The following is a 20239-nucleotide window of genomic DNA, read 5'->3' as shown; positions in this document are numbered from 1 at the left end:
GTTTACATGCGAACAGATTTTTTTAAAACAACGGCGTATTCCGTTAGAGCAATAGGCTGTCTTTCAGCTCAGAATAACGCAAGGAATAGGATTTATGTACTTTACAGAGTGCATTCTTTTTTGCTATTTTTCTGGAACAGACTTTTTGCCAATTTCTACAGAAGATAAAAACGCTACAGATACATCTAATTTTTTAGCCATATTAAAAAAAAACATTCAGAGTGATCAATGTGAAGTTTGCTTAAGATTTTACCAAAAGGTGTAAGTATCTAGAGACAGCGTGTTAGAGGGATAAATATTCCTTATGATTTTAGCACAAATTTTTAGTCTTTTATTTACCACTCATTTTAAATACGCAAAATATTGTTTAACACTTCTAAAAAATTAAACCTGTAATGTGGAAATAAATACTTTATTCCTTAATTTAGCATCCGCCAATAAATCATGCCACTCTATTATTTGAACAAGCTCCAGAAAATCACCTTGTAGATCTTGTATGCTTTCTTTTAAATTTCACCAACATCAATCTGCCAAGATCTGCAACAAGACGCTCTTCAAGCCTTAGAGCATAGAATTGATCATAACATACTAAATCAGGACGGTTTTCTTCTGTACTGTTCTCTATGATTTTTTTGATAGAAAAAAGACCTGAAGTAAAATATCTTGTAAATGTGAATTACTGATCAATAATTCATAAATCAAACGTTTTGAAGGATACTGATCATTCTCCTTAAGAAGCATAAGATAAATAAGTTCATGCAATTTTCTCTCTAGATGCGTTACTTCTTAACCATTATAACATTCTTTTTCAATTCTCTTATTTTGTTTTTCTCTCTCCTGAGCTTATGCATAGCCAATATCTTAACTATGAAGGCTATAAAAAGGATAAATTCTACAAAATTCTTTTAATTTATCTAAATGCGCTTTTTCAGATTCCGCATTTTGTGGAGTAGGAACGCGATTTACAAGACTTTCAACAACAGCACGTAAAGTATTTTTCAACGTGCTATTTTTAAAAGAAAAATGAATTCTTTCTTGATTAACTCTATCATCTAAATAATAACTACTTATACAACCATGATATACCAAACCTTCGGTCTGCAATTTTTTTAAAACCAATAAAATTATCTATGCTTTCGGTAATAACAATGAAATTATATGTAAAAAGTTGCAGATGATGGTTTTCTTTAAAGTTATGGTTGGCAATCACCATACGAATTTCCAATAAAGAAAACTCTACAACTTCAAGCGCAGTCTCTTCGCTTTTGCTATTAATGTTTTAATCTTCTTCGCTAAATCAATAGACATCTGATTATTATTTTCTCAACAAAACTTAAAGCTTCTCTGGTAAGTTAATCGTTTTCAAGAAATACACTGTTAACTCGTATTTTCTTAAAGAAATCCAACCACAGTAGCTGCCCCACTTTTCTCCTTTTTTAATTTAAAATCGTATCTATAATGTAAAAGGCTTGAAGGTACTCATCATCAACTTCTATATCATTAACTATAATTTCAAGCGATTTACGGTTATGCATATTTCTAATCGGGAGATTGAGGATCATGAAAAAGGATTGGAGTACGAGCTTCCTCAAGAAAGAGCTTTTCCTATGATATGATCAATGGTGCTCATAAGGCTAGTAATACCACTCCCAACTTGGGCAGTAATGTCCGCGCCAAAGCGATGGGAGAAATTAACATGGCATTACGGTATACTCTCCCAAATTCGCGCGGTGCTTTTTTATTTCTTCTCAATTAACAGCCGTTTCCCACAATCCTTCAAGTGCAACTTGTATTCTTTCCAATTTGATCTTGCATTCATTGGTTCCATCTGTGGAGTTTGTTTTATCTTCGTCTGTGGTTGTTCATCTAGTATTAAAAGTGCGTAGTGGTACTTCATTGGATTCTCATTCCAAATGGCTGTTGCAAGAGTTTCATTGATGGAACTATCTTCAAAAAGACCAGCAAATTTCCGATTTTAAATCGAAAAACAACAGCATTAGAAGAAAAACGCATCTTTTGCGCAAATCTATGAAGCGAGAGACTCTGCCGATCTTCCCTATTCATATCTTTCTATTCTGAATAGTTTATGAAAATTATCGCACACTTTATTTATTGATATTGTCATATTTAAAGTATGCATAAAATATATGAAGATAGTTTCGGATAAACTCAAAAGAGCTTTCAACATTCTTAAACATAAACTTTATTTTGCCGATATTATTTATTTTGATTGGAAGCATGATCTTATTGATTCAGCACATTCAAAATGCGCGAAAACTATCGGATATTTTATGATGGTACGACAGCTATTGTTTTTGTTAAGTGTGCTATTAAAGCGGTGTCCGTTATCAGTTTTCGTCAAGCTAATAAAAAGAAAGGGAGATTTGCAATGACTATAAAAAAAACTTTTGAAATAGGATGTGTCTATACAAAAGAAGATTCAAGCACCGTGGATTCTCCACCACTAACAGATGAAGAACTTGCGAGCCTAAAACCAGCTAAAGGCGTTTTATCTACCTCCCTTTTTAAGTATGTAACAGAAGAACGCCGTAAACGTGGGCGTCCACCGGTTGAATATCCTAAACAAGCGGTTACTCTACGTCTTGATCCGAATGTTATTGCTTCTTTTAAAAAACAAGGCAAAGATTGGCGAGCACGTATGGGTGAAGTCTTAAAAAAAGCAAGCGGTTGCTAAATCAAACTACTTCTCCATTCTAAAAAATGATGCTTTATGATATAAAGTCATAAGCTAGTCAGCTTATGGTTGAGATTAGAATCTACTTGTATGACTTTAAAATACAAGTAAGAGAGGGGGCGTCGTTATGGCTGTTAGTTGCAGGGTTGGGGCGCGTATACCGGAAGAATATAAAAAATGTTACAAGTCAGGTTGTAAAAGCCTCTGGCTTATAAGTAAGGGATGTTGTGAGAGAGTTGATGATATGCGTATTGTGCAAGATGAAGCTATTCCGTCTGTCTTGTTTCAACCCAATGCGAAAACTATAGCAGTTTTTGCACAACCAGATGAAGGCAATTTAAAGAAGCTTAATTTTATAAACAGACTATTTGATGATTTGTATGTGGATGATTAAACATACTATTCTCTTCAGGCGTGAAATAAAAGAACCTGTCGGTATCTTTTAGATACTGGTTCACACTAAATCATTGGAGTCTTAGTAGCATGATTAGCATGTAGAACCTCGGCATTGTGGTTATGCATTAACTGGAAATGTGAGTAATTATCGAGACTACCATATTTGTTCTGATTTATTATTTGATTGGTCAAGACTAATTAATTTTTCTGCGTCTTAGTTTTCATGTAAAGCTTGACTACACAGTATTAAACAACGGATTTCCGATTTCATATTCATTTTAAGCGGCATTCTAACAGCGCCTATAAGTTGAAATTGAGATTAATAACTAGTCCATAAGGAAGCAAAATGAAGCACTATACAACATTCACCATGTTAGCCTGTAGTGTTAAAAACTATATCGTACTTTATCAAATGCTTATATTCAACAATCCTTTTCATGTGTGCTGAAGCAAATGCAGGTCTGTTATCTGCTAAAACTAAAGTCTTCTTGAACTGTTTAAAAATACCATCGCCTTTTTGTTAACAGGTCCACATAAAATATTCAGATGTTTACGTACATTTTCTGCAACTTACGCAATCCGAGATAAAGTTTTTTGGCTAAGGCTAAACGAACATTCCAGTCTCAAAAGAGTTTTGTTGAATACTCATTTTTGCCATGGAAAATAACAATAAAGGAATTTACAATCTCAATAGCTGTTTTGTTTATTATCGTTAGTATTTTGCATTTTATGCAAGCTATAAATATAGAAGGTTGGATCCACCATCAATTGCTTTTTTACTGGTTCGACGAAGCTTTCAGAGATTATAGAGAGTTGAATATTTGCTTCTGGATATTTCTTATTTATCTGCTCAATTAGGGCAGGTCTTATTGTGAGATCTATATGCTCACGATCGACACTGGTAAAACCACCATTGTATTTTCATCTCTAGTCACTAATAATACTTTTTAATGATCTATTACTGAATAAGATAACTAGTCTTTGCTCGAGGGTGTTATCCTCTAAATGTGCAAGAAGATTTTCTAATGGTTCATCTTTTATATCCTCTTCTTTATAATAGGCCAATTGTTTGGTGAGTTTAATCTTTTGAGTTTGGTGTAATGAGACTCTATGTTAACAATTAGCATAAGATAATAATCCTTTATTTTTTACTGTAAAAAAATGTTTTGCATTAATTCTCCTTCTCACTTATGAAGGTGAGAAGGGGAGTTATATTTTTCAAATTTAAGCAACCATTTTTAATGAAACTATCTTAATCTGGATTGTAAACGTTCAACAAAATATTTTAAATATTGGAAAATTCTGAAGCTCCAAAATCTGTGAAAATTACCGATTTTTTTTTGTAATATTTGGCACTTCATTGTGAAGTTTTAATACTAAAGCTTCTACTCCCCATCTATGAGCAAAATGATAGCATTACAGTTATTTTTTCCAATATCTTTATGATGAGAAAATTTAAACAACGCTATCCACAAATAACATAAAAGACGACACTACTATTCATAACGCATCTCTATGGATTTGTTTTTTTAAACCAATGTTACCCTATCAGAATAAAAATCAAAAAAGGTTTCATGGATTATCCTGTTATTATCATCCCAAAACACGATGGAATAGAAAAGATTCTGCCTTTAACTTATCACATCTAGAGGATTGGATGTTTGAGAACGTGAATGCGTGGAGGTATATAATGAAGGTAGATACCAACTTTTGTACTATTTGTGGATAGCGTTGTTTCAGTTTGTCAATTGTGAATACCTAAATCACAAAGACTATAGTGTTCCGGTTGATATTATGAGCATAGTAGAAAAAGTTTTGATTTTAAAATTTCACAATGAAGTGCCAAATATTACAAAAATATCGGTAATTTTCACAGATTTTGGAGCTCCAGAACTGCCTCATGGTATGGACTCTTTATTACGAGTTTATGATATGGGTTTAGAAAAGTCTGTCATGAAAGCAGTTTAACTTTAAAAAGATTGTTTCCTCTCCTCGTTCTTTAGGACGGGGAAGGTGTTAAAGAACGCAAAAAGGAGAAGGGCAATGAGATAATATTTGATGATGGTGATAGGTATTGTAACAACACATGAATGCACAGCTTCTTAGCGTATGTAGTTTGACACTAATCTTTGTGCTAAGTAGAGCAGTTAGGAATACATCATAATTTATTACTCTCATGTGTAATTCTTACCATTAAGTGCGTTGTTTACCAAATTGGATTTTGACACCTAAAAAACGAAAAAAGTGAGAGAAGGATTTGAAAGGTCTTTAAGACCCTTAGAGAACCCCTTTAAGAGCTTTTGAAAAAATAATTTAGTATAAAACTTGATGGCAAGCTACACTTAAAAACAGAAAATGGTGCCGCATGCCGGCAAGCAAGCAGGAGCTTAGCAACAAGATTCAAATTATATAAGTATGCGCAAGGATGTATTGATGTCTATAGCTTTTTATGATTCAATAAAAAAATTAAGTATTAAAAAAAATCTCAAATCAGAAATTAAAGGTGGTCTAAAAGGTGGACGAGCAATGCCTGAAAAGGTAGACGAGAGGGGACGTTAAGTGAGGGCGATTCATCGGTTATCAGCATCATTCGTAAAGTCGTTTCCGCAGGGTAAATATTGTGACGGGGCAGGGCTATGGTTGAATGTTCGAAAAGACAATACACGCTCTTGGTTTTTTCGCTATACGCACCACAATAAGCGTCGTGAAATGGGACTTGGTCCTGTTACAAAACTCTCTTTAAAAGAGGCGCGCGAACTTGCTAGACATTATAGTGATATTCTCAAAGAAGGCAATGATCCTATTGTCTTTCGAGAACAGACTATTTTAAAACAGCAAAGCAATATCTTCCAAGAAATTGCAAAAGCGGCTTTTGAAAGCAAAAAAGCAGAGTTGAAAAATGAAGGCAAAAACGGCCGCTGGTTTTCTCCACTAGAGTTGCACGTTATTCCACACATAGGTAATTTACCTATAGAAAAATTAACAGCCAATATCATTCGCAATGTTCTCGCACTCCTTTGGCATGAAAAAGCAGATACAGCGCGAAAAGCACTTAACCGTATCAATATTTGCTTGAAATATGCTGCGGCTCTTGGTTTAGATGTTGATTTATAGGCTTGTATGAAAGCACGCGCTCTTTTAGGAAAACCACGTGCAACATCAACAAATATTCCTGCTATGCCATGGCAAGAAGTGCCGGTTTTTTATCAAAACTTAAAGGATGATATCCTTTCAAATTTAGCACTGAAGTTACTCATTTTGACGGGAGCACGGTCATATCCATTGCGCTATTTGCGCCTTGAACAAATTGACAAAAATATATGGACGATACCAAAAGAAAACATGAAAGGTATTGTAGGGAAAGTTTCAGACTTTCGCGTGCCACTAAGTGATGAATCTTTGAGAGTTATTGAAAAAACTCTCCCCTTTGAAAAGGATGGTTTTCTCTTTTCAGGTCTTAAAGGCAAACCGATTTCGGATGCTACCATGGCAAAATATATGACACTTTGCGGTTTGACTTATCGTCCACATGGTTTTCGTTCAAGCTTACGGGATTGGATAGCAGAGACAACGTCAACACCATTTGAGATTGCCGAAACTGTTCTTGCACATACAGTTGGTAGTTCAGTGACGAAAGCTTATATGCGAACGGATTTTTTAGAGCAACGCCGTATCCTCTTAGAATAATGGGCGTTTTTTATATCAGGAGAGGCTTGATAATATGTCTATTGTCGAGTCAGGTATCTAAGAAATACTTAAGCGATTAGCGGATAGATTACGATATAATCTCTCTTTCCCCGCTTTGAAAGCGGAGGGGATAAAGCTTTCAGTTTTTGGTTAGCCACTATTTTAAATGTACAAAGACATTGTCTATCGCATCAAAAAATTAAACCTTTAATCTAGAAATAAATGCTTCATTCCTTAATTTTGCATCCTCCAATAAATCACACCACTCTATTATTTCAACGTTTCCTCGAAAATCACCTTGTAGAGGATTAGTTCTCCCTCGCCCATTAGCTGTTTTTTGCCATGTAGACGTTTGCGTTTTAAGTTCACCTTCTATATCAGCAATAATATAACAATAAAAAACACACTGCTCTGAAATCTTTATTTTCTTATTATCAAATGTCTTTATACGCTGTCCTTTAAGTTTATTGAGGTATTTGTTTATTTGATTCATGGGGGAGTAACCCGTTTTATATTTTTTCTGACCTGGTCTTTTAAACTCCACTAACATTAGCCTGTCCAAATCTGTATCAAGACGACCTTCAAGTCCTAGGGCATATAATTGATCATAACATACTAAATCAGCACGATCTTCTTCTGTACTATTATTCACGATTTTTTTGATAGGCACGTCCGAAGCGAAGTATTTTGTAAATGTTAATCGCTCATCAATAATCCATAAATCATGCGTTAAATTTTCCTGAAATTCAGGATCATCTCCCCGAACACGCATTGGACAAATAAGCTTATGCAATGTTTTCTCTAGATGCGGTACTTCTTTACCATCAACATTTTTCTTAAATTCTATTATTAATTCTTCTAAAATATCAAGTATAACTTTACGACGTATAACATACTCTGCTAACTGTCTTGTTTCTTCATCTTTAACTTCTTTTGCAAGTTTAGAAACTTTTTGGGAAAAACTATTTGTATTGGCATTTCCCTCAGTAATTTCACGGTATATTTCTTCAATTCTCTTATTTTGCTTCTTTTCGTTCCTAAGCTTATGAATAGCCAGTGTCTTAACAAAGTCTTCTGTATCCTTTGCAGATTTAGGAAGTTTTTTTAATAAGCTTTCATAACTGTCAAAGTGATAGGAAGGATGGGTTTTACAAAACTTTTTTAATTCGTCTAAACGTGCTCTTTCATATTCCTCATTTTCTGGAGCAAGAACGTTACCTACAATACGGTCAACAACAAAACGTAAAATATTTTCCAATGTGCTATTTTTAAAAGAAAAATTCGTTCTTTCTTGATTAACTCTATCATCTAAGTACTGGCCACTTATGCAACCATGATATACTCGTCCTTGATCTCCAAATTTTCCAAAACCAATAAGGTTATCGATGCTTTTAGTAATAACAGTGCGACCATGCGCGAAAAGATGCAGTTGGTGGTTCCCTTTAAAGTTGCGGCTAGCATCTGCCTTACAAATAAAATTACGAATTTTTAATAAACCAAACTCTGTGGTTTCAAGCGTGATCTCTCCTCTATTGTCTACTAAATAATTTTTAATTTTCTGCGCTAAATCAACAGATATCTGATCATAACAAAAATTTATTTTAGGAATTTCTCCTAAAATTAAATCTGAAAAAAAAATGTGCTCCGAGATGATCAATCATTGTGTCAGTTTTGCGTGGAAAATATTTTTGGTACGCTACATCTCTTAAACCGGTAAAAATAATTTCTGTTCCGGTTACTTCTTGATTAATAAGAGGTATTTTTGAATGATCAAGAATCTGATTTTCCTCTTCCAAACAAAATGTAAAGCTTCTCTGGTAAAGCTGATCTTCTTCAAGGAATATACTTTTAACTCGTATTTTCTTAAAGGCATCCAACCATAGCAGCCGCCCAACTCCTTTTCCTCCTTTTTCTAATTTAAAATTAGTATCTACAGTGCGAAAAGCTTGAAAGTGCTCATCATCCAATCCTACACCATTGTCTTCAACTATAATTTCAAGTGATTCATTATCATCTATATCTTTGATTTTTATATCTATGTTTCCCGCGCTTTTGTAATCTTCTTGCTTAGAATCTTCAAGCGCGTGAATAGCGTTGCTTACTGCTTCAAAAACAGGCTGCAAAGCTTCCATTTCAGTGGACGGTTTAGGAAAACGACGAACTCTTCCAGCAAGATTCTCTTTCATAGAAAACTTTTCAGTTTTATTCTTTTCTTGTTTTTGAACTGCGACGTTTTCCATAATTATTCCCACCTTTTTAGCCGATAATATTACAAAATATACCTATTAAATACACGTATATTAACAATTTGTTATTATTATAGAACAAATTTTTAATTCTTTGAAATCCACTGTTTTAAATGTGTAAAGCTATTATTGATAGCCTCCATGAGACGAGCAAAATTAAGAAACCATTTTCTAAAGGATTTTGCTCGTCTCAGAGTATGTTTAGAGTCGGATATTTGGTTTTTGTATAAAAATACTTACAAACGCATCCATAATACGTGAAAAATCAAGCGCTAATAAGAGTATAATGAGTACAATCCATTTCGTATAACGTGACATCACTTTTACACTTTTATAGGTCATGATGATTTCTTGAAGGATTTCTTTTTCTGCTTCCGTAAGATCTATGTGTTTTTCCATTTTTCTTCTACCCATATTTCCTCCACACAAGTACTCACCTTGTTTGTTATGCTTTAAGATCTCTCTTGCTAAGTTTGAACTGATGGTGTTCAGATCTTGCTGTTTTAAATAAATGGGCAGCCAATCAACACAAGAAGAGCTATATTTATTTGTCGCGCAACCAGTCAGAGAGAGCAGCACGCACATCAGCATCACTTTTTTAATTTCATTTTCTACCTCAAACCCTTGAGTGAGAACAAGATGTTGTGCATTTTGCAACTGTGTTTTGATGTGAAATTATGCTTGTTTTTTAAAAGAGATCGATATAGAAGTGCCCATTCTTATTTTAGTGATCAGTTTATCACTATTCAAATGTTCATGAAGCGTTTTTAAATAATGCTTTTTGAATGATGCAAAGTGGGGGGCAATCTGTATTGTTTTCTGTATTTTTACGCCAAAGTTCTCTTTTAAGAATTTTTCTAGCCATTTTAGTGTTGTTTGGCATGTTTTCTGGCGTCACTGTTTATGCGCGCTCTTCGGCATTTTTATACCCACAAATACCAACAGATAATTTTGCCCGTGAGCACACTGAGCAGCAAAGATTAAAAAGGATTGAGCATTTACGCGCTTTAACGCCCAAAGGAATGTACACTTCTCCTGAAAGAGATCGAGGAGCGCATCTTGGTGGTGGACGTTGCTTCAACATTAACCATATCATTGTTGATGGGGTTTATCATATCAACAAGCGGACTATAGCAAAAGTTACGGATGCTTATGTTGGGAGATGTATAGGTCTTTCTGAGATACAAATATTGATCAAGCAGTTAACCAAAGTTTATCTGGATCAAGGCTATGTGACGGCGCGTTTTTATATTCCAGACCAAGATATCAAAAGCAATAAAGAGCTGAAGTTAGTTGTTGTTGAGGGGAAGCTTTCAGATATTTACTATAATGGTTCTCCAGCATCTCGTTATAATCAGATTGTGTGGAGTGCTTTTCCAGGGCTGAAAGGTCATGTTCTTAATATGCGCGTTATAGTGCGGGTTTAAAGGTAGAAAATATTTTAAGGCTCAATGATTTATGGGACTTTGGCTATCAACGCAGTGGACGAGATTATTGGGGTGGAAGTAAGCAAGAAGGGCATAGCAATAATATTTCAGCGAGTGTGAGTATTCCTTACGGTTATTGGACATTTTCGTTGAATGGCTATCTTTATGATTATCAGAGCATTATTAAGGGCAACTTTACAGATATAGAAACGACAGGCAATTCCAGTGAATTGCATGTCAGCACCAGCAGGGTTCTCCACCGCGATAGTGTTTCACTTACCACACTGAATTTAGGTCTTTCCTATAAAAAGACCAACAATTACCTTCTTGGCAATAAGATTGAAGTTGGCAGTCGTCAATATAGCGTTGCCAATTTTGGGATTTCGCATTCCCGCCAGATGCTGGGTGGAACATGGACATTTGATATCAGTTATTTGCAAGGTCTTCCCTTGTTTCATTCTGTCAGGAAGCACGATCCAGGAGCAGGGGATGCAGAGCCGCAATTTGCCAAATTTACCGGTACGATCAGTGCCATGACGCCTTTTAAGGTAGGGGGCTTGGACTTTATACTGAGCAATCTTTTGAGTGGGCAATATTCTCCGCATAATTTATTGGGTGCTGAGCAGATTTCGTTGGGCGGCGCTTCTAATGTGCGTGGAACGCGCGAGAGTTTGCTTTTTGGCAATAACGGTTTTTTTATTCGTAATGATTTGTCTTTGCGCACACTACCGTGGAGCAACAACGCTTCTCTGAAAAAAGTTTTGGGTGAATTGCGTCCCTTTATTGGTTTAGACTATGGGCGTGTTTTTTCGCAACCCCTGTACGGATTTACGCATGAACAGCTTGCCGGTTGGACAGCAGGGTTCAAGCTTGCGGGGGGGATGGTTTCCCTTGATGCAAGCTATTCCAGTGTTTTGTGGAGCACAGTTAAGCACAAGAAGCCTGGAACATTTTTTATGACATTAACAATGAATCTTTAAGCATATTATTGGGGAATACAAGCATGAGATATGAGAAGAGAGCAAAAAGAGCAACATGGTTTGAAGTTTTAGTCTCCAGTACGATGCTCAAAAAGGTTTTGCTAGGTGGGATTGGTTTACCTTTTCTTTTACAACCAGCAACGCTACAGGCGCAAATTGCTGTTGACCCTAACGCAGGTGCCGCTCATTGTCCTGATATTGTGGCAGCGCCCAATGGGGTTCCCTCGATTGATATTGTTACACCCAATGGCAAAGGCTTATCACACAATAAATATTACGATTTCAATATTGGCAATCCAGGTGTCATTCTCAACAATCATGCGCAAGAAGTAGGACAATCGCAGTTGGGTGGTATTATGCCGGGCAATCCGCATTTGCGCTACTCTGGTTCGGCAAAAGTGATTTTAAATGAAGTGACCAGTGGCAAGCGCAGTGCGCTTAATGGTCCAGCAGAGGTTTTTGGGAGCCCAGCCGATGTGATTATAGCCAATCCCAATGGGATAAGTTGTGATGGTTGTGGCTTTATCAATACGCCCCATGCGACCTTAACCACGGGTGTACCAGAAATTGATGGGAGTGGTTTTCTAAAAGGGTTTGAGGTGAGAGGTGGGGATATCACCTTTGGACCCCAGGGTGCGAATTTTTTCTCAAGCCAAGGGGCTGTTGATATTGTCGATATTGTCTCACGCACAGTGCATTTTGAAGGAGCTGTTGCGGGTAGGGAGATTGGGGTGACAGCAGGCACGGGTCACTTTGATTATACTTCTCGGCAGATGAAGGAGTTGACCGATATTACCGGCAAGCCGGAATATGCGATAGACGGTTCTGCGTTAGGTGCTCTACAAGCGGACAGAATAAAACTTGTGGCAACGGAAAAAGGTGTTGGGGTTCGTATGCGCCATGATATGGCAGCCAATGCGGGGCAGTTGCATCTTTCTGCTGATGGAAAAATCTCGTTGAAGGATGTCTTTGGTCATGATGGTGTTGTTCTTCAATCAAAAAGCGATACCCTTCATGCAAAGCACATTACGTCGAAAAAGCATGTTGAGATTGCAGCAAAAAAAGGTGTCACGTTAGAGACAGTTGGCGCGGATGGTCATTTGAGTGTAGATGCGCAGGATGGGCTTTTAACGATTACCGGAAAAGCCACCTCTGGGGGCAATCTGGAGCTTTCTTCGCGCCATGCTCTCCAAGTTTCAGGGCTAGGGTCAGGCGCTGATATGACCCTTGAATCTGGTGGCGCACTGAATATTGGTGATACTGTTTTAGCGGGGGGCAATTTAAGGGCGCATGCCGGTGGTGATATACAAGCCCATTTTTTAGCTGGTGGGGTTGATATGGCAGCAACACAAGCTGCTGGTAGCCTTGTTTTGGGCAGCCATGGGGATGTCGATCTCCAAAGTGTGGGTGGGATCATTAATGCCGCAAATATTTATGGAGCAGGGAATGTCACACTTGTTGCATATCATGGGCTTTCTGTTTCTCAAACGATCCTGTCGCATCACAATGTTGCCATTCATGTTGAACCTCATGCCGGCATTCATTTTGGGCAAGCTTTAGCCTATGGCAGAGCAGACATTCATGGTGGGGCGGTTGATTTTTCTACCATGATGACGGGTGATGATGCGGTTTTAAAGGTGGGAAGCCTTGATGCAGGCACATTGATGACAGGTTTAGATTTTGTTCACTCTCAGGTGAGCCCTTCGAACCCTACAGGTGATCTTGTTTTTCATGATAAAGGTTCCCTTTCTATTACAGCACAAAGGGGCGTAAAGGTTGGACATATTATCAGTGGTGGCAATATTGACCTTTTTGCTGGCAACGATATTTATTATGATCAGGTCATAGGCTATGGCACAGCCACATTGACATCGGTATCAGGAGGGATCAGTGTTGAGAATGTGCTGTCTGCTAAGGGGGATGTGAGATTGACAGCCAACACTCTCGATTTGAGCAATAATCGTTCTCATATTTATACGCCGCAAACGCTATATTTAACTGCGGATCATATTTATGTTTCGGGCAGCACGCTGATTTATGGCGGTTTAGATTTTCAAAGTACCAATGTTCTTGATATTCACCATGCACGGCTACAAGCCGTTACCGATGAAGGCGGGACTGGAGATATTCTCTTTGTTGCTCCAGGCGTTATGGTGGATGAGGCAACCTCTGTTTTAGCGGCACGAGATTTTGTCATCAAAACAGGGGAGCTTGAAAATAGCGGTCAATTGGCAGCAGGGCATGACTTAGCCTTTAGCGTGAGGGGTGATGTGACCAACAACAAAACCGGTTTAATTTATGTGAAGGGCAATGGTGCTTTACAAGTTGATGGGGCTTTGCGCAATGATTTTGGTGCCATTGTTGCAGAGGGTGATTTATCTTTCACCAATGTAGAAGGTACTGGAAAAAGCCTTTCCCTTGTCAATAAAGCGGGCTTTATTCAAGCTGGTGGAAACTTAAATATCCAAACCAACAGTCTCAAAAACGAAGCCGATAGCACACCTGTCATAACGGAAAAAACTGAATATAGCGATATTTCTTTCCAAAGACCAAAGGGTTCTGATCAACTCAGTGATGGGATGTTATATCAGGATGGTCCCAACCTTTGGGGAAAGGGGCACGAACATCAAAGTCATACCGGACCTTTTAAAGGGCACGTAAGAATTTTCTTGGATGTTCCTCTTTGGGTGAGCAAAGAAGAAACCTATGGCACCGCAATTTCAAGCGATGGAACAGTCTACAAGGCATTTACTTGGGAATTTAAGCCTGTCTATGATCAAAAGTCCGTAAAACGCTATCAATGGAATGGTGATAGGTGGGGAGGATGGTTTGGGAATAGTAACTGGTCACACATGACAGAAGAGACTGTCACGCAAGGGTTTTCACATAAACCAACTGTTTCGGGACTGATAGAATCTCACGGCAATCTCATCATTAACGCTGATAATATTGACAACCATTATAGCATTATAAAAGCAGGAGGGAATGCGGATATCCATGCCGATGTGCTGACCAATTTAGGGGCAACTGTTTATAAAAATACCTTTATGCATTGTAAAGCAAACACGGACAGTTGTTATGGCTATAAAGCTGATGGAAGCCGTGATGTTTCTTTAGATATAGCCAATGGTACGTTTCGCCAGATTGGCTCAGAAGTTCTTGATGCAGTTCCTGGTCTTGTTCAAGCGGGTGGTACTTTAAATCTGGTGGTCGATCAACTCCACAACGAGGCAGCGAAAGGTTCCATTACAGGAGATGCGCATTTTGAAGCAAAAGCGGTTGAGAAAAATCCACTGGATGCATTAAGCGGTTTAACCGGGGCTGGTGCTTTGTTTACACCGAAAATTGATATCAATAATGCAGGGGAATTGGCTGAAGGTCTTCCTTTGCCAAAGCCTCAATCGGGTGGTGTTGGTGGCACGCTGCCCAAGCAGAATTTCATTTATGAAACGCGGGCAGAATTCCTCGATGTTGGCAAGTTTTATGGTTCAGCCTATTTTTTGAATAGAATTGGTTACAATCCTGACAGAGAGATGCTTTTCTTAGGGGATGCTTATTTTGAAAAGCAACTGATTGAAAAACAAATGCGTGATCTTGTGGGGCAAGGGTTGGGCAAAGGCTCTTTCATTCCTGGAAGTGATGCCATTGAACAAGTCAAAAACTTGCTGGATGTGGGGGCAGATTATGCAAAAACACACAATTTGACTTTTGGTGAGCCTTTAAGTGAAGAACAATTGGCTTCTCTAGAAGCCCCGATGGTGATTTATGTGCGCCAACAGATCAAGGGCATGGATGTTTACGCACCGGTGCTTTACATTCCAGAAAAGGAGAGAGCCTCCTTTGTCTCTGCTGGGGCTTTGATCATGGGGGATGATGTCAATATCACCAGCCAAAATACCAGCAATTCCACAATAACCAATTCAGGGCGTATTGCGGCAAACCGCCAATTGCATGTGCATGGTGGGGATATTTTTGCTCAAGGAGGGCATTTTGCAGCTGGTGGTGATGCTGTTATCCTTGCGGAAAACAACATCCGCTTTGACGCAGGGCGCACAAGTGTGGAAGGTGTGGAGACTGTTTTAAATACCGATGCGCTTTCTGCTGGTGGTAATGCGAGCGTGATTGCCAAACAAGATCTCACAGCTTCAGGGGTGAAGATCACCACAGGGGGTGATCTTGCCATGGCCACAGAGCAGGGCAATTTGACAATAGGTTCAGCGCAAACACATTACCACAGCGAACAGGGTGATGCCACCATGCACCATAAATCGGAAGTCAATTCTGGGGGCTCAACGACACTTGCCTCTGGAAAGGATCTCAATGTTTTAGGCTCTGATGTTCAAACAAAGGATAATCTTCTCTTAAAAGCTGAGGGCAATGTTTCGATTGATGCCACCGGCAACAGCTTGGACAATCATACGCAGGATGGGCAAACCTCCCATGTCACCTTACACAATGGTTCTCATTTAAGTTCTGGAAAAGATACCACTGTGCTAGCCGGTCAAGATATCCATATTGCTGCTTCCGATATAGATGCCAAGGGCAATGTTGGCCTTGGCGCGAAAGGGGAGATAACGGTAGGGGTGAGAGACGATGAAGTGGAATATCATCTTCAGGGCAACAATACGAAAGTGGATATGCAAGCCTCTCATGCGGTTGGCTCTTCGATACAATCTGGGGGTGATACCACGGTTGTTGCGGGGCAGGATGGAAAGGCGCATGACCTTAGCATCACGGGCAGTTCCATTGCGGCTGAGGGCAAGGTGGGGTTGAAATCCAGCAATGATATCCTGATCACCAATGCAGAAAATAGCTTACACTACGAGATGTCGTATCATAAAGAGGGGGGAACATTTAGTAGCAGCAAATCCGAACATAACAAGATTGATGCAACAGAAGTTGTGAGTTCGCTCATCACTGGAGGAAAAGGTGTTGCCCTTGAATCGGAAAAAGATACAACAATCATTGGCTCGATGCTGCTTGCTGGCAAACAAGAGAAAACACTGGGAGAAAACGCACAGGGAGAGAAAACACCAGAAGAACAGGCAAAAGCGGATATTACCATTCATTCTGGTGGAAATATTCTCATAAAAGGCGCGCAAGAACACTACGACCAGCAAGAACAATCGTCTTCAAGTGGCTTTTTGCATGAGAAATCCTCCAATAGCTCTCAATCGCATACCACAACGGTTTCTTCTATCCTTGGGGCAACGGGCAATGTTGATTTGCAAGCAGAAAAAGAGACCACAATTACTGCTTCTCATCTGCTTTCAGGTCAAAACATCAATGTGACGGGAGAAAATGTGACGATTGATGGCATGACAGATCACCATAAGAGCCATTCACAGACAGATGAAACAGGTTTTGGTGTGGGTTCAGGCAAGGGTTTTGTATCGATATACGGCAGTGAGTCAAAGACAGAAAATGAAGAAAGTTTTGAACATCAAGGCTCTTCTCTGAATGCTGATGGCAATATCACCATCACCGCCACCAAAAAAGATGTGAACGTGGTGGGCTCTGATTTTGCAGGTGAGAATATTAACCTTTCGGCAGCCCATGATGTCAATGTGTCTGTTGCTCATGATCGTCATACTTCAAGCTCAAAAGAAGAGCGCTCAGGTTTTGGCATTCAGTTTGAAAAGAGCAGCAGCGGTGCTTCTGTGGGGGTTGGGATTGCAAGCGCCAAAGACACAGGGGACCAATGGGAAACCACTTCCGTACAATCACACTTCATGGCACGCCAAGATGTGCAGTTTAATGCGGGTCATGATGTGAATTTACAAGCGACAAATGTTTCGGCAAATCGTGATGTCAACATTGATGCTGGCAATACTATCACACTGTCAGAAAGCCACGATATCTCTAACGGCAAAGAGACCCATGAAAAGTCCTTTGCTGGTGTGACAGCTTCTGGCGATATTGGTGTCCTTGGCACGGTACAAGGACTAAAAGATGCCGCAGATCACATGAATAATAAGGATGGAAATAACACAGTTATTAATGGCATACTGACCGGCATGAAAATCAATCACCTCTTTAACAAAGGCAGAAATTTTGTTGATTGGCTGACTGGGAATACAGGGGAAAAGGGTAACATCACAAAAACACTGGGCAGCACATTAGGAGGGATGGGGGGCTCTACCAAGGATGCTCTTGCCAATATTGCTGGTGCATCTGGCAGTGTAACCGTGGGCTTTAAGACAGAGAAAGCGGAAGCGTCTGTTCAGACATCTACCGCTGTGACCAATAGCATAGAAGCAGGGCGCGCTGTCAATATGCATGCCCACAATGGAAGTATTCATGGTGTTGGAGCTGATATTATCGCTGGTACCAATCCAATCTATGTGCTGGACAATGATGCACAGAGCGGGAATATCACCATGGAAGCAGGGAAAGATATCACCTTTGAAAGTGCACAAAATGTGCAAAGCACACAAAACAGCAGTGAAAGTACTTCAATGAGTGTTGGCACCGGTTATGGCACGGGTGGCGCAGGGGCAACGGGCAGTGCTGCTTTTAGTCAAGGAGAAGGCTCGAGCGAGGCGGTTCAACAAAAGAACGCTCATATTATTGGTACCGGCACAGTTCATACCATAAGTGGAGGCAACACCACACTGGCGGGAGCAGTGGTTTCTGGAGAGCGTGTAGAAATGGAAGTAGGGGGTGCTTTCACCATTACCAGCCGCAGTGATACGGAACAAACTTCCAGCAAGCAAAACTCTGTTTCTGTTGGCTTTGGTGCTGGACAAACGGGTGGTGGAGGCTCTGTGAGCGCTTCTTTCCAAAAGGACAAATCCTCTAGCGATTATCACAGTGTTGTGGAACAATCAGGCATCAAAGCGGGTGATGGCGGCTTTAAGATCAACGTTAAAGATAAGACAACACTGACCGGAGGTATCATTGCCAGCACTGCGCCGGCAGACAAAAACAGCCTGACCACAGGAAGCATTACTACCAGTGATATTATCAACAGTGCCCATGCGCAAGCCAGTAGCCATGGGTTTAGCCTTTCTGGGAACGACACGATTAAAAACATTGCCAAAAATGTTTTAAATCACGGGAAGGCACATGATGGAGCGGAAGGATATACCAAATCCGCTATCAGTGATGGCACCATCATCCTCACCGGTGGATCTAACCAGAGGGCGATGGGACAAGATGCTGGAGAAATCATCGGCTCTCTCAACCGCAACACCGCGGCAGCCCACCAAGCCGTGGCACCGGTGGATGCCACATCGCTTGAGGGAGCAGTGCATAATCGCTTAGATATGATCAATAAATTATCGGATGAAGGATTTGATTATTGGGACAAAGTGCGTGAAGTCGCAAATGTTAAAGAGCATCCTGAGGGTGAGGTTGAGCACGATAAAAATGGCAATGTGCTCTATTTAACTGATGAAAATGGAGAGTATATAAAAGATAGCCATGGAAAATACATTATTCTGTATCACTATTTAACGCCTGAAGAAGAAAAGCATTTACAAGCAGGCTCGGATGGTAACAGGCGTATGTTCTACAATGGCATTTTTACTTCACCAGATGAAGCAGCCCGTTATGCGGTTCAGTTAGTTGATAATAAGTCTGAGCCATTTTATTTTACAGCTTTTCCAAAAGCTGATTCATGGGAAGTAGAGCTCGGGGTAGCTTTTTATCAGAAGTTTCTAGAAGGCAATTCTTGGGAGCTGAGTAATTCGACAAAGAAGTTTCAGGATTTTATGTATCTCTATGGCAATACAGGGGCGATTGTTAATGCGCATAGCCGTGGTAGTATGACAGTGGGTAATGGATTGCGTGACTTTGAAAAGCATGGCATCCACGGTATAGGGTACAAAACAGATATCCGTTTTTTTGGACCGGCTGATAACGGTGTATCGGTAGCGAATGCAATATATTTCGTAAGCGATGGCAAGAAAGATCATATTTACTTACAAAACCATCTACTTGACCCCATTGGTACAGGAATTGGTCACAATCCACCTACTTTTTATAAGGTACCATTGAAGTTCCCCTATGTATTATATCCACCAGCAATTCCAATGGTAGAGCAAGGGAAAGCGCTATTGGGTTATGACCAAAGTCCCCATAATTGCTATGGAGATGCGAGTTATGAGTGTAAACATGATTATGGAACACCTCATACTGCAACAATTACTTCACCTTATGCAATTTTAGATAATTTAGGTTTAGGTTATTTATGGAGAACAAAATGAACACATTGTTTAAATTATTAAGCGCACTCATTTTGTTAAGTGTCACTGGATGTGACATTGAAAACATCGATAAATCTCCTCGAGAAGAGGCGGATGCGTGGGAGAAGCCAGGAGCAGATTCTACTGAGGTAGGAAAAGCATTGTTAGAATGTGGAATGCCGCACCTTATTTATCTTGAGGATGAAGTTCAAAAACTAAACAACAATGCAATAGCAACAATTTATGCTTGCATGGTTCAAGCAGGGTTCCGTAAGAAATCAGGTGGTCCATATTGGTGTTATAACTATAAAGACCTTCCCATTTGCCAGCCTGGTGCTGTCATCCCAAAACGAAGTGTTGAGAAGCGTTTAAACAGCTCATTTTGTAAAAGAAGTCCAGTACAACCTGAATGCAAACCTTAAGTCTTTCTTGTGATGATCAACAATCCTCCATCTTTGCTTTTGCTTGAAATGAGGGGATTGTTTCCTCAATCTGCCATCTCAATATTGTTCACCACTGTTTTAAACAGTGGTGACAGAAAATATCACCAGGCTTACGAGCCTTCTTATTGTAAATAAATCCATTGAAAGAGGGGAAAAATGAAACAAACCTTAAAACT

Annotated in this window: 10 protein-coding genes and 4 pseudogenes; 8 read left to right on the top strand and 6 right to left on the bottom strand. The window is 39.4% G+C overall.

All coding sequences use genetic code 11. The features are described from left to right. Positions 1-132: 132 nt before the first annotated feature. The 3 genes and pseudogenes from J7R13_RS09605 to J7R13_RS09925 all read right to left on the bottom strand — a co-directional run. Positions 133-269 (bottom strand): annotated as a pseudogene (locus J7R13_RS09605) (XRE family transcriptional regulator); the annotation flags it as partial. Between the two features lie 592 nt (positions 270-861). Further along, a complete protein-coding gene (locus tag J7R13_RS04940; protein ID WP_208437726.1) occupies positions 862-1119 on the bottom strand; it encodes a hypothetical protein in 258 nt (85 codons plus the stop codon). Positions 1120-1539: 420 nt separating this feature from the next. After that, a pseudogene (locus J7R13_RS09925) lies at positions 1540-2064 on the bottom strand (hypothetical protein). A 325-nt stretch (positions 2065-2389) separates the two neighbouring features. Here J7R13_RS09925 and J7R13_RS04930 point away from each other — a divergent pair. The 5 genes and pseudogenes from J7R13_RS04930 to J7R13_RS04915 all read left to right on the top strand — a co-directional run bounded on the left by J7R13_RS04930 (position 2390) and on the right by J7R13_RS04915 (position 6778). Beyond that, positions 2390-2695, top strand: a complete 306-nt coding sequence (locus J7R13_RS04930; protein WP_208437724.1) for a BrnA antitoxin family protein — start codon at positions 2390-2392, stop codon at positions 2693-2695. A 127-nt stretch (positions 2696-2822) separates the two neighbouring features. Continuing rightward, positions 2823-3089, top strand: a complete 267-nt coding sequence (locus J7R13_RS04925; RefSeq protein ID WP_246786284.1) for a type II toxin-antitoxin system antitoxin, RelB/DinJ family — start codon at positions 2823-2825, stop codon at positions 3087-3089. A 1796-nt stretch (positions 3090-4885) separates the two neighbouring features. Then, positions 4886-5059, top strand: coding sequence for a hypothetical protein (locus tag J7R13_RS09880; RefSeq protein ID WP_343212172.1), 174 nt, complete (start codon positions 4886-4888; stop codon positions 5057-5059). A gap of 465 nt (positions 5060-5524) precedes the next feature. Then, on the top strand, positions 5525-5650 hold the full coding sequence (locus tag J7R13_RS09840; protein WP_281432492.1) for a hypothetical protein: 126 nt from the start codon (positions 5525-5527) through the stop codon (positions 5648-5650). After that, positions 5651-6778: pseudogene (locus J7R13_RS04915) on the top strand (tyrosine-type recombinase/integrase). 199 nt (positions 6779-6977) lie between these two features. Here the strand turns inward: J7R13_RS04915 and J7R13_RS04910 are convergent. From J7R13_RS04910 to J7R13_RS04905, 3 genes are all read right to left on the bottom strand, one after another. Then, positions 6978-8435, bottom strand: a complete 1458-nt coding sequence (locus tag J7R13_RS04910) for an ATP-binding protein (RefSeq protein ID WP_246786283.1) — start codon at positions 8433-8435, stop codon at positions 6978-6980. After that, positions 8380-9018, bottom strand: a complete 639-nt coding sequence (locus tag J7R13_RS09600; protein WP_246786282.1) for an ATP-binding protein — start codon at positions 9016-9018, stop codon at positions 8380-8382. Before J7R13_RS09600 ends, J7R13_RS04910 begins: the two co-directional genes overlap by 56 nt. Positions 9019-9225: 207 nt before the next feature. Further along, the gene (locus J7R13_RS04905; RefSeq protein ID WP_208437822.1) at positions 9226-9438 is read right to left on the bottom strand and encodes a hypothetical protein; all 213 of its coding nucleotides are present in this window, start codon (positions 9436-9438) and stop codon (positions 9226-9228) included. A 374-nt stretch (positions 9439-9812) separates the two neighbouring features. On the opposite strand from J7R13_RS04905, the pseudogene J7R13_RS04900 reads away from it, so the two are divergent. From J7R13_RS04900 to J7R13_RS04890, 3 genes and pseudogenes are all read left to right on the top strand, one after another. Continuing rightward, positions 9813-11431, top strand: a pseudogene (locus tag J7R13_RS04900) (ShlB/FhaC/HecB family hemolysin secretion/activation protein). 23 nt (positions 11432-11454) lie between these two features. Beyond that, positions 11455-19641: a hemagglutinin repeat-containing protein gene (locus tag J7R13_RS04895; protein ID WP_208437723.1), complete on the top strand. Its 8187-nt coding sequence runs from the start codon at positions 11455-11457 to the stop codon at positions 19639-19641. After that, positions 19638-20042 carry a hypothetical protein gene (locus tag J7R13_RS04890; protein ID WP_208437722.1) on the top strand — a complete coding sequence of 135 codons (405 nt, stop codon included), beginning with the start codon at positions 19638-19640 and terminating at the stop codon, positions 20040-20042. Before J7R13_RS04895 ends, J7R13_RS04890 begins: the two co-directional genes overlap by 4 nt. The last annotated feature ends 197 nt before the right edge of the window (positions 20043-20239 follow it).

The organism is Bartonella taylorii 8TBB (assembly GCF_902825155.1).
Classification (GTDB): domain Bacteria; phylum Pseudomonadota; class Alphaproteobacteria; order Rhizobiales; family Rhizobiaceae; genus Bartonella; species Bartonella taylorii_A.
Note: the sequence above shows the minus strand (reverse complement) of the source record. Positions and strands in the feature narration are given on the sequence as shown.

Bases quoted from the DNA above. Each gene is read 5' to 3' on its own strand.
- J7R13_RS04930 (WP_208437724.1), top strand. From the start codon at position 2,390: ATGACTATAAAAAAAACTTTTGAAATAGGATGTGTCTATACAAAAGAA.
- J7R13_RS04925 (WP_246786284.1), top strand. From the start codon at position 2,823: ATGGCTGTTAGTTGCAGGGTTGGGGCGCGTATACCGGAAGAATATAAA.
- J7R13_RS09880 (WP_343212172.1), top strand. From the start codon at position 4,886: ATGAGCATAGTAGAAAAAGTTTTGATTTTAAAATTTCACAATGAAGTG.
- J7R13_RS09840 (WP_281432492.1), top strand. From the start codon at position 5,525: ATGTCTATAGCTTTTTATGATTCAATAAAAAAATTAAGTATTAAAAAA.
- J7R13_RS09600 (WP_246786282.1), bottom strand. From the start codon at position 9,018: ATGGAAAACGTCGCAGTTCAAAAACAAGAAAAGAATAAAACTGAAAAG.
- J7R13_RS04905 (WP_208437822.1), bottom strand. From the start codon at position 9,438: ATGGGTAGAAGAAAAATGGAAAAACACATAGATCTTACGGAAGCAGAA.
- J7R13_RS04895 (WP_208437723.1), top strand. From the start codon at position 11,455: ATGAGATATGAGAAGAGAGCAAAAAGAGCAACATGGTTTGAAGTTTTA.
- J7R13_RS04890 (WP_208437722.1), top strand. From the start codon at position 19,638: ATGAACACATTGTTTAAATTATTAAGCGCACTCATTTTGTTAAGTGTC.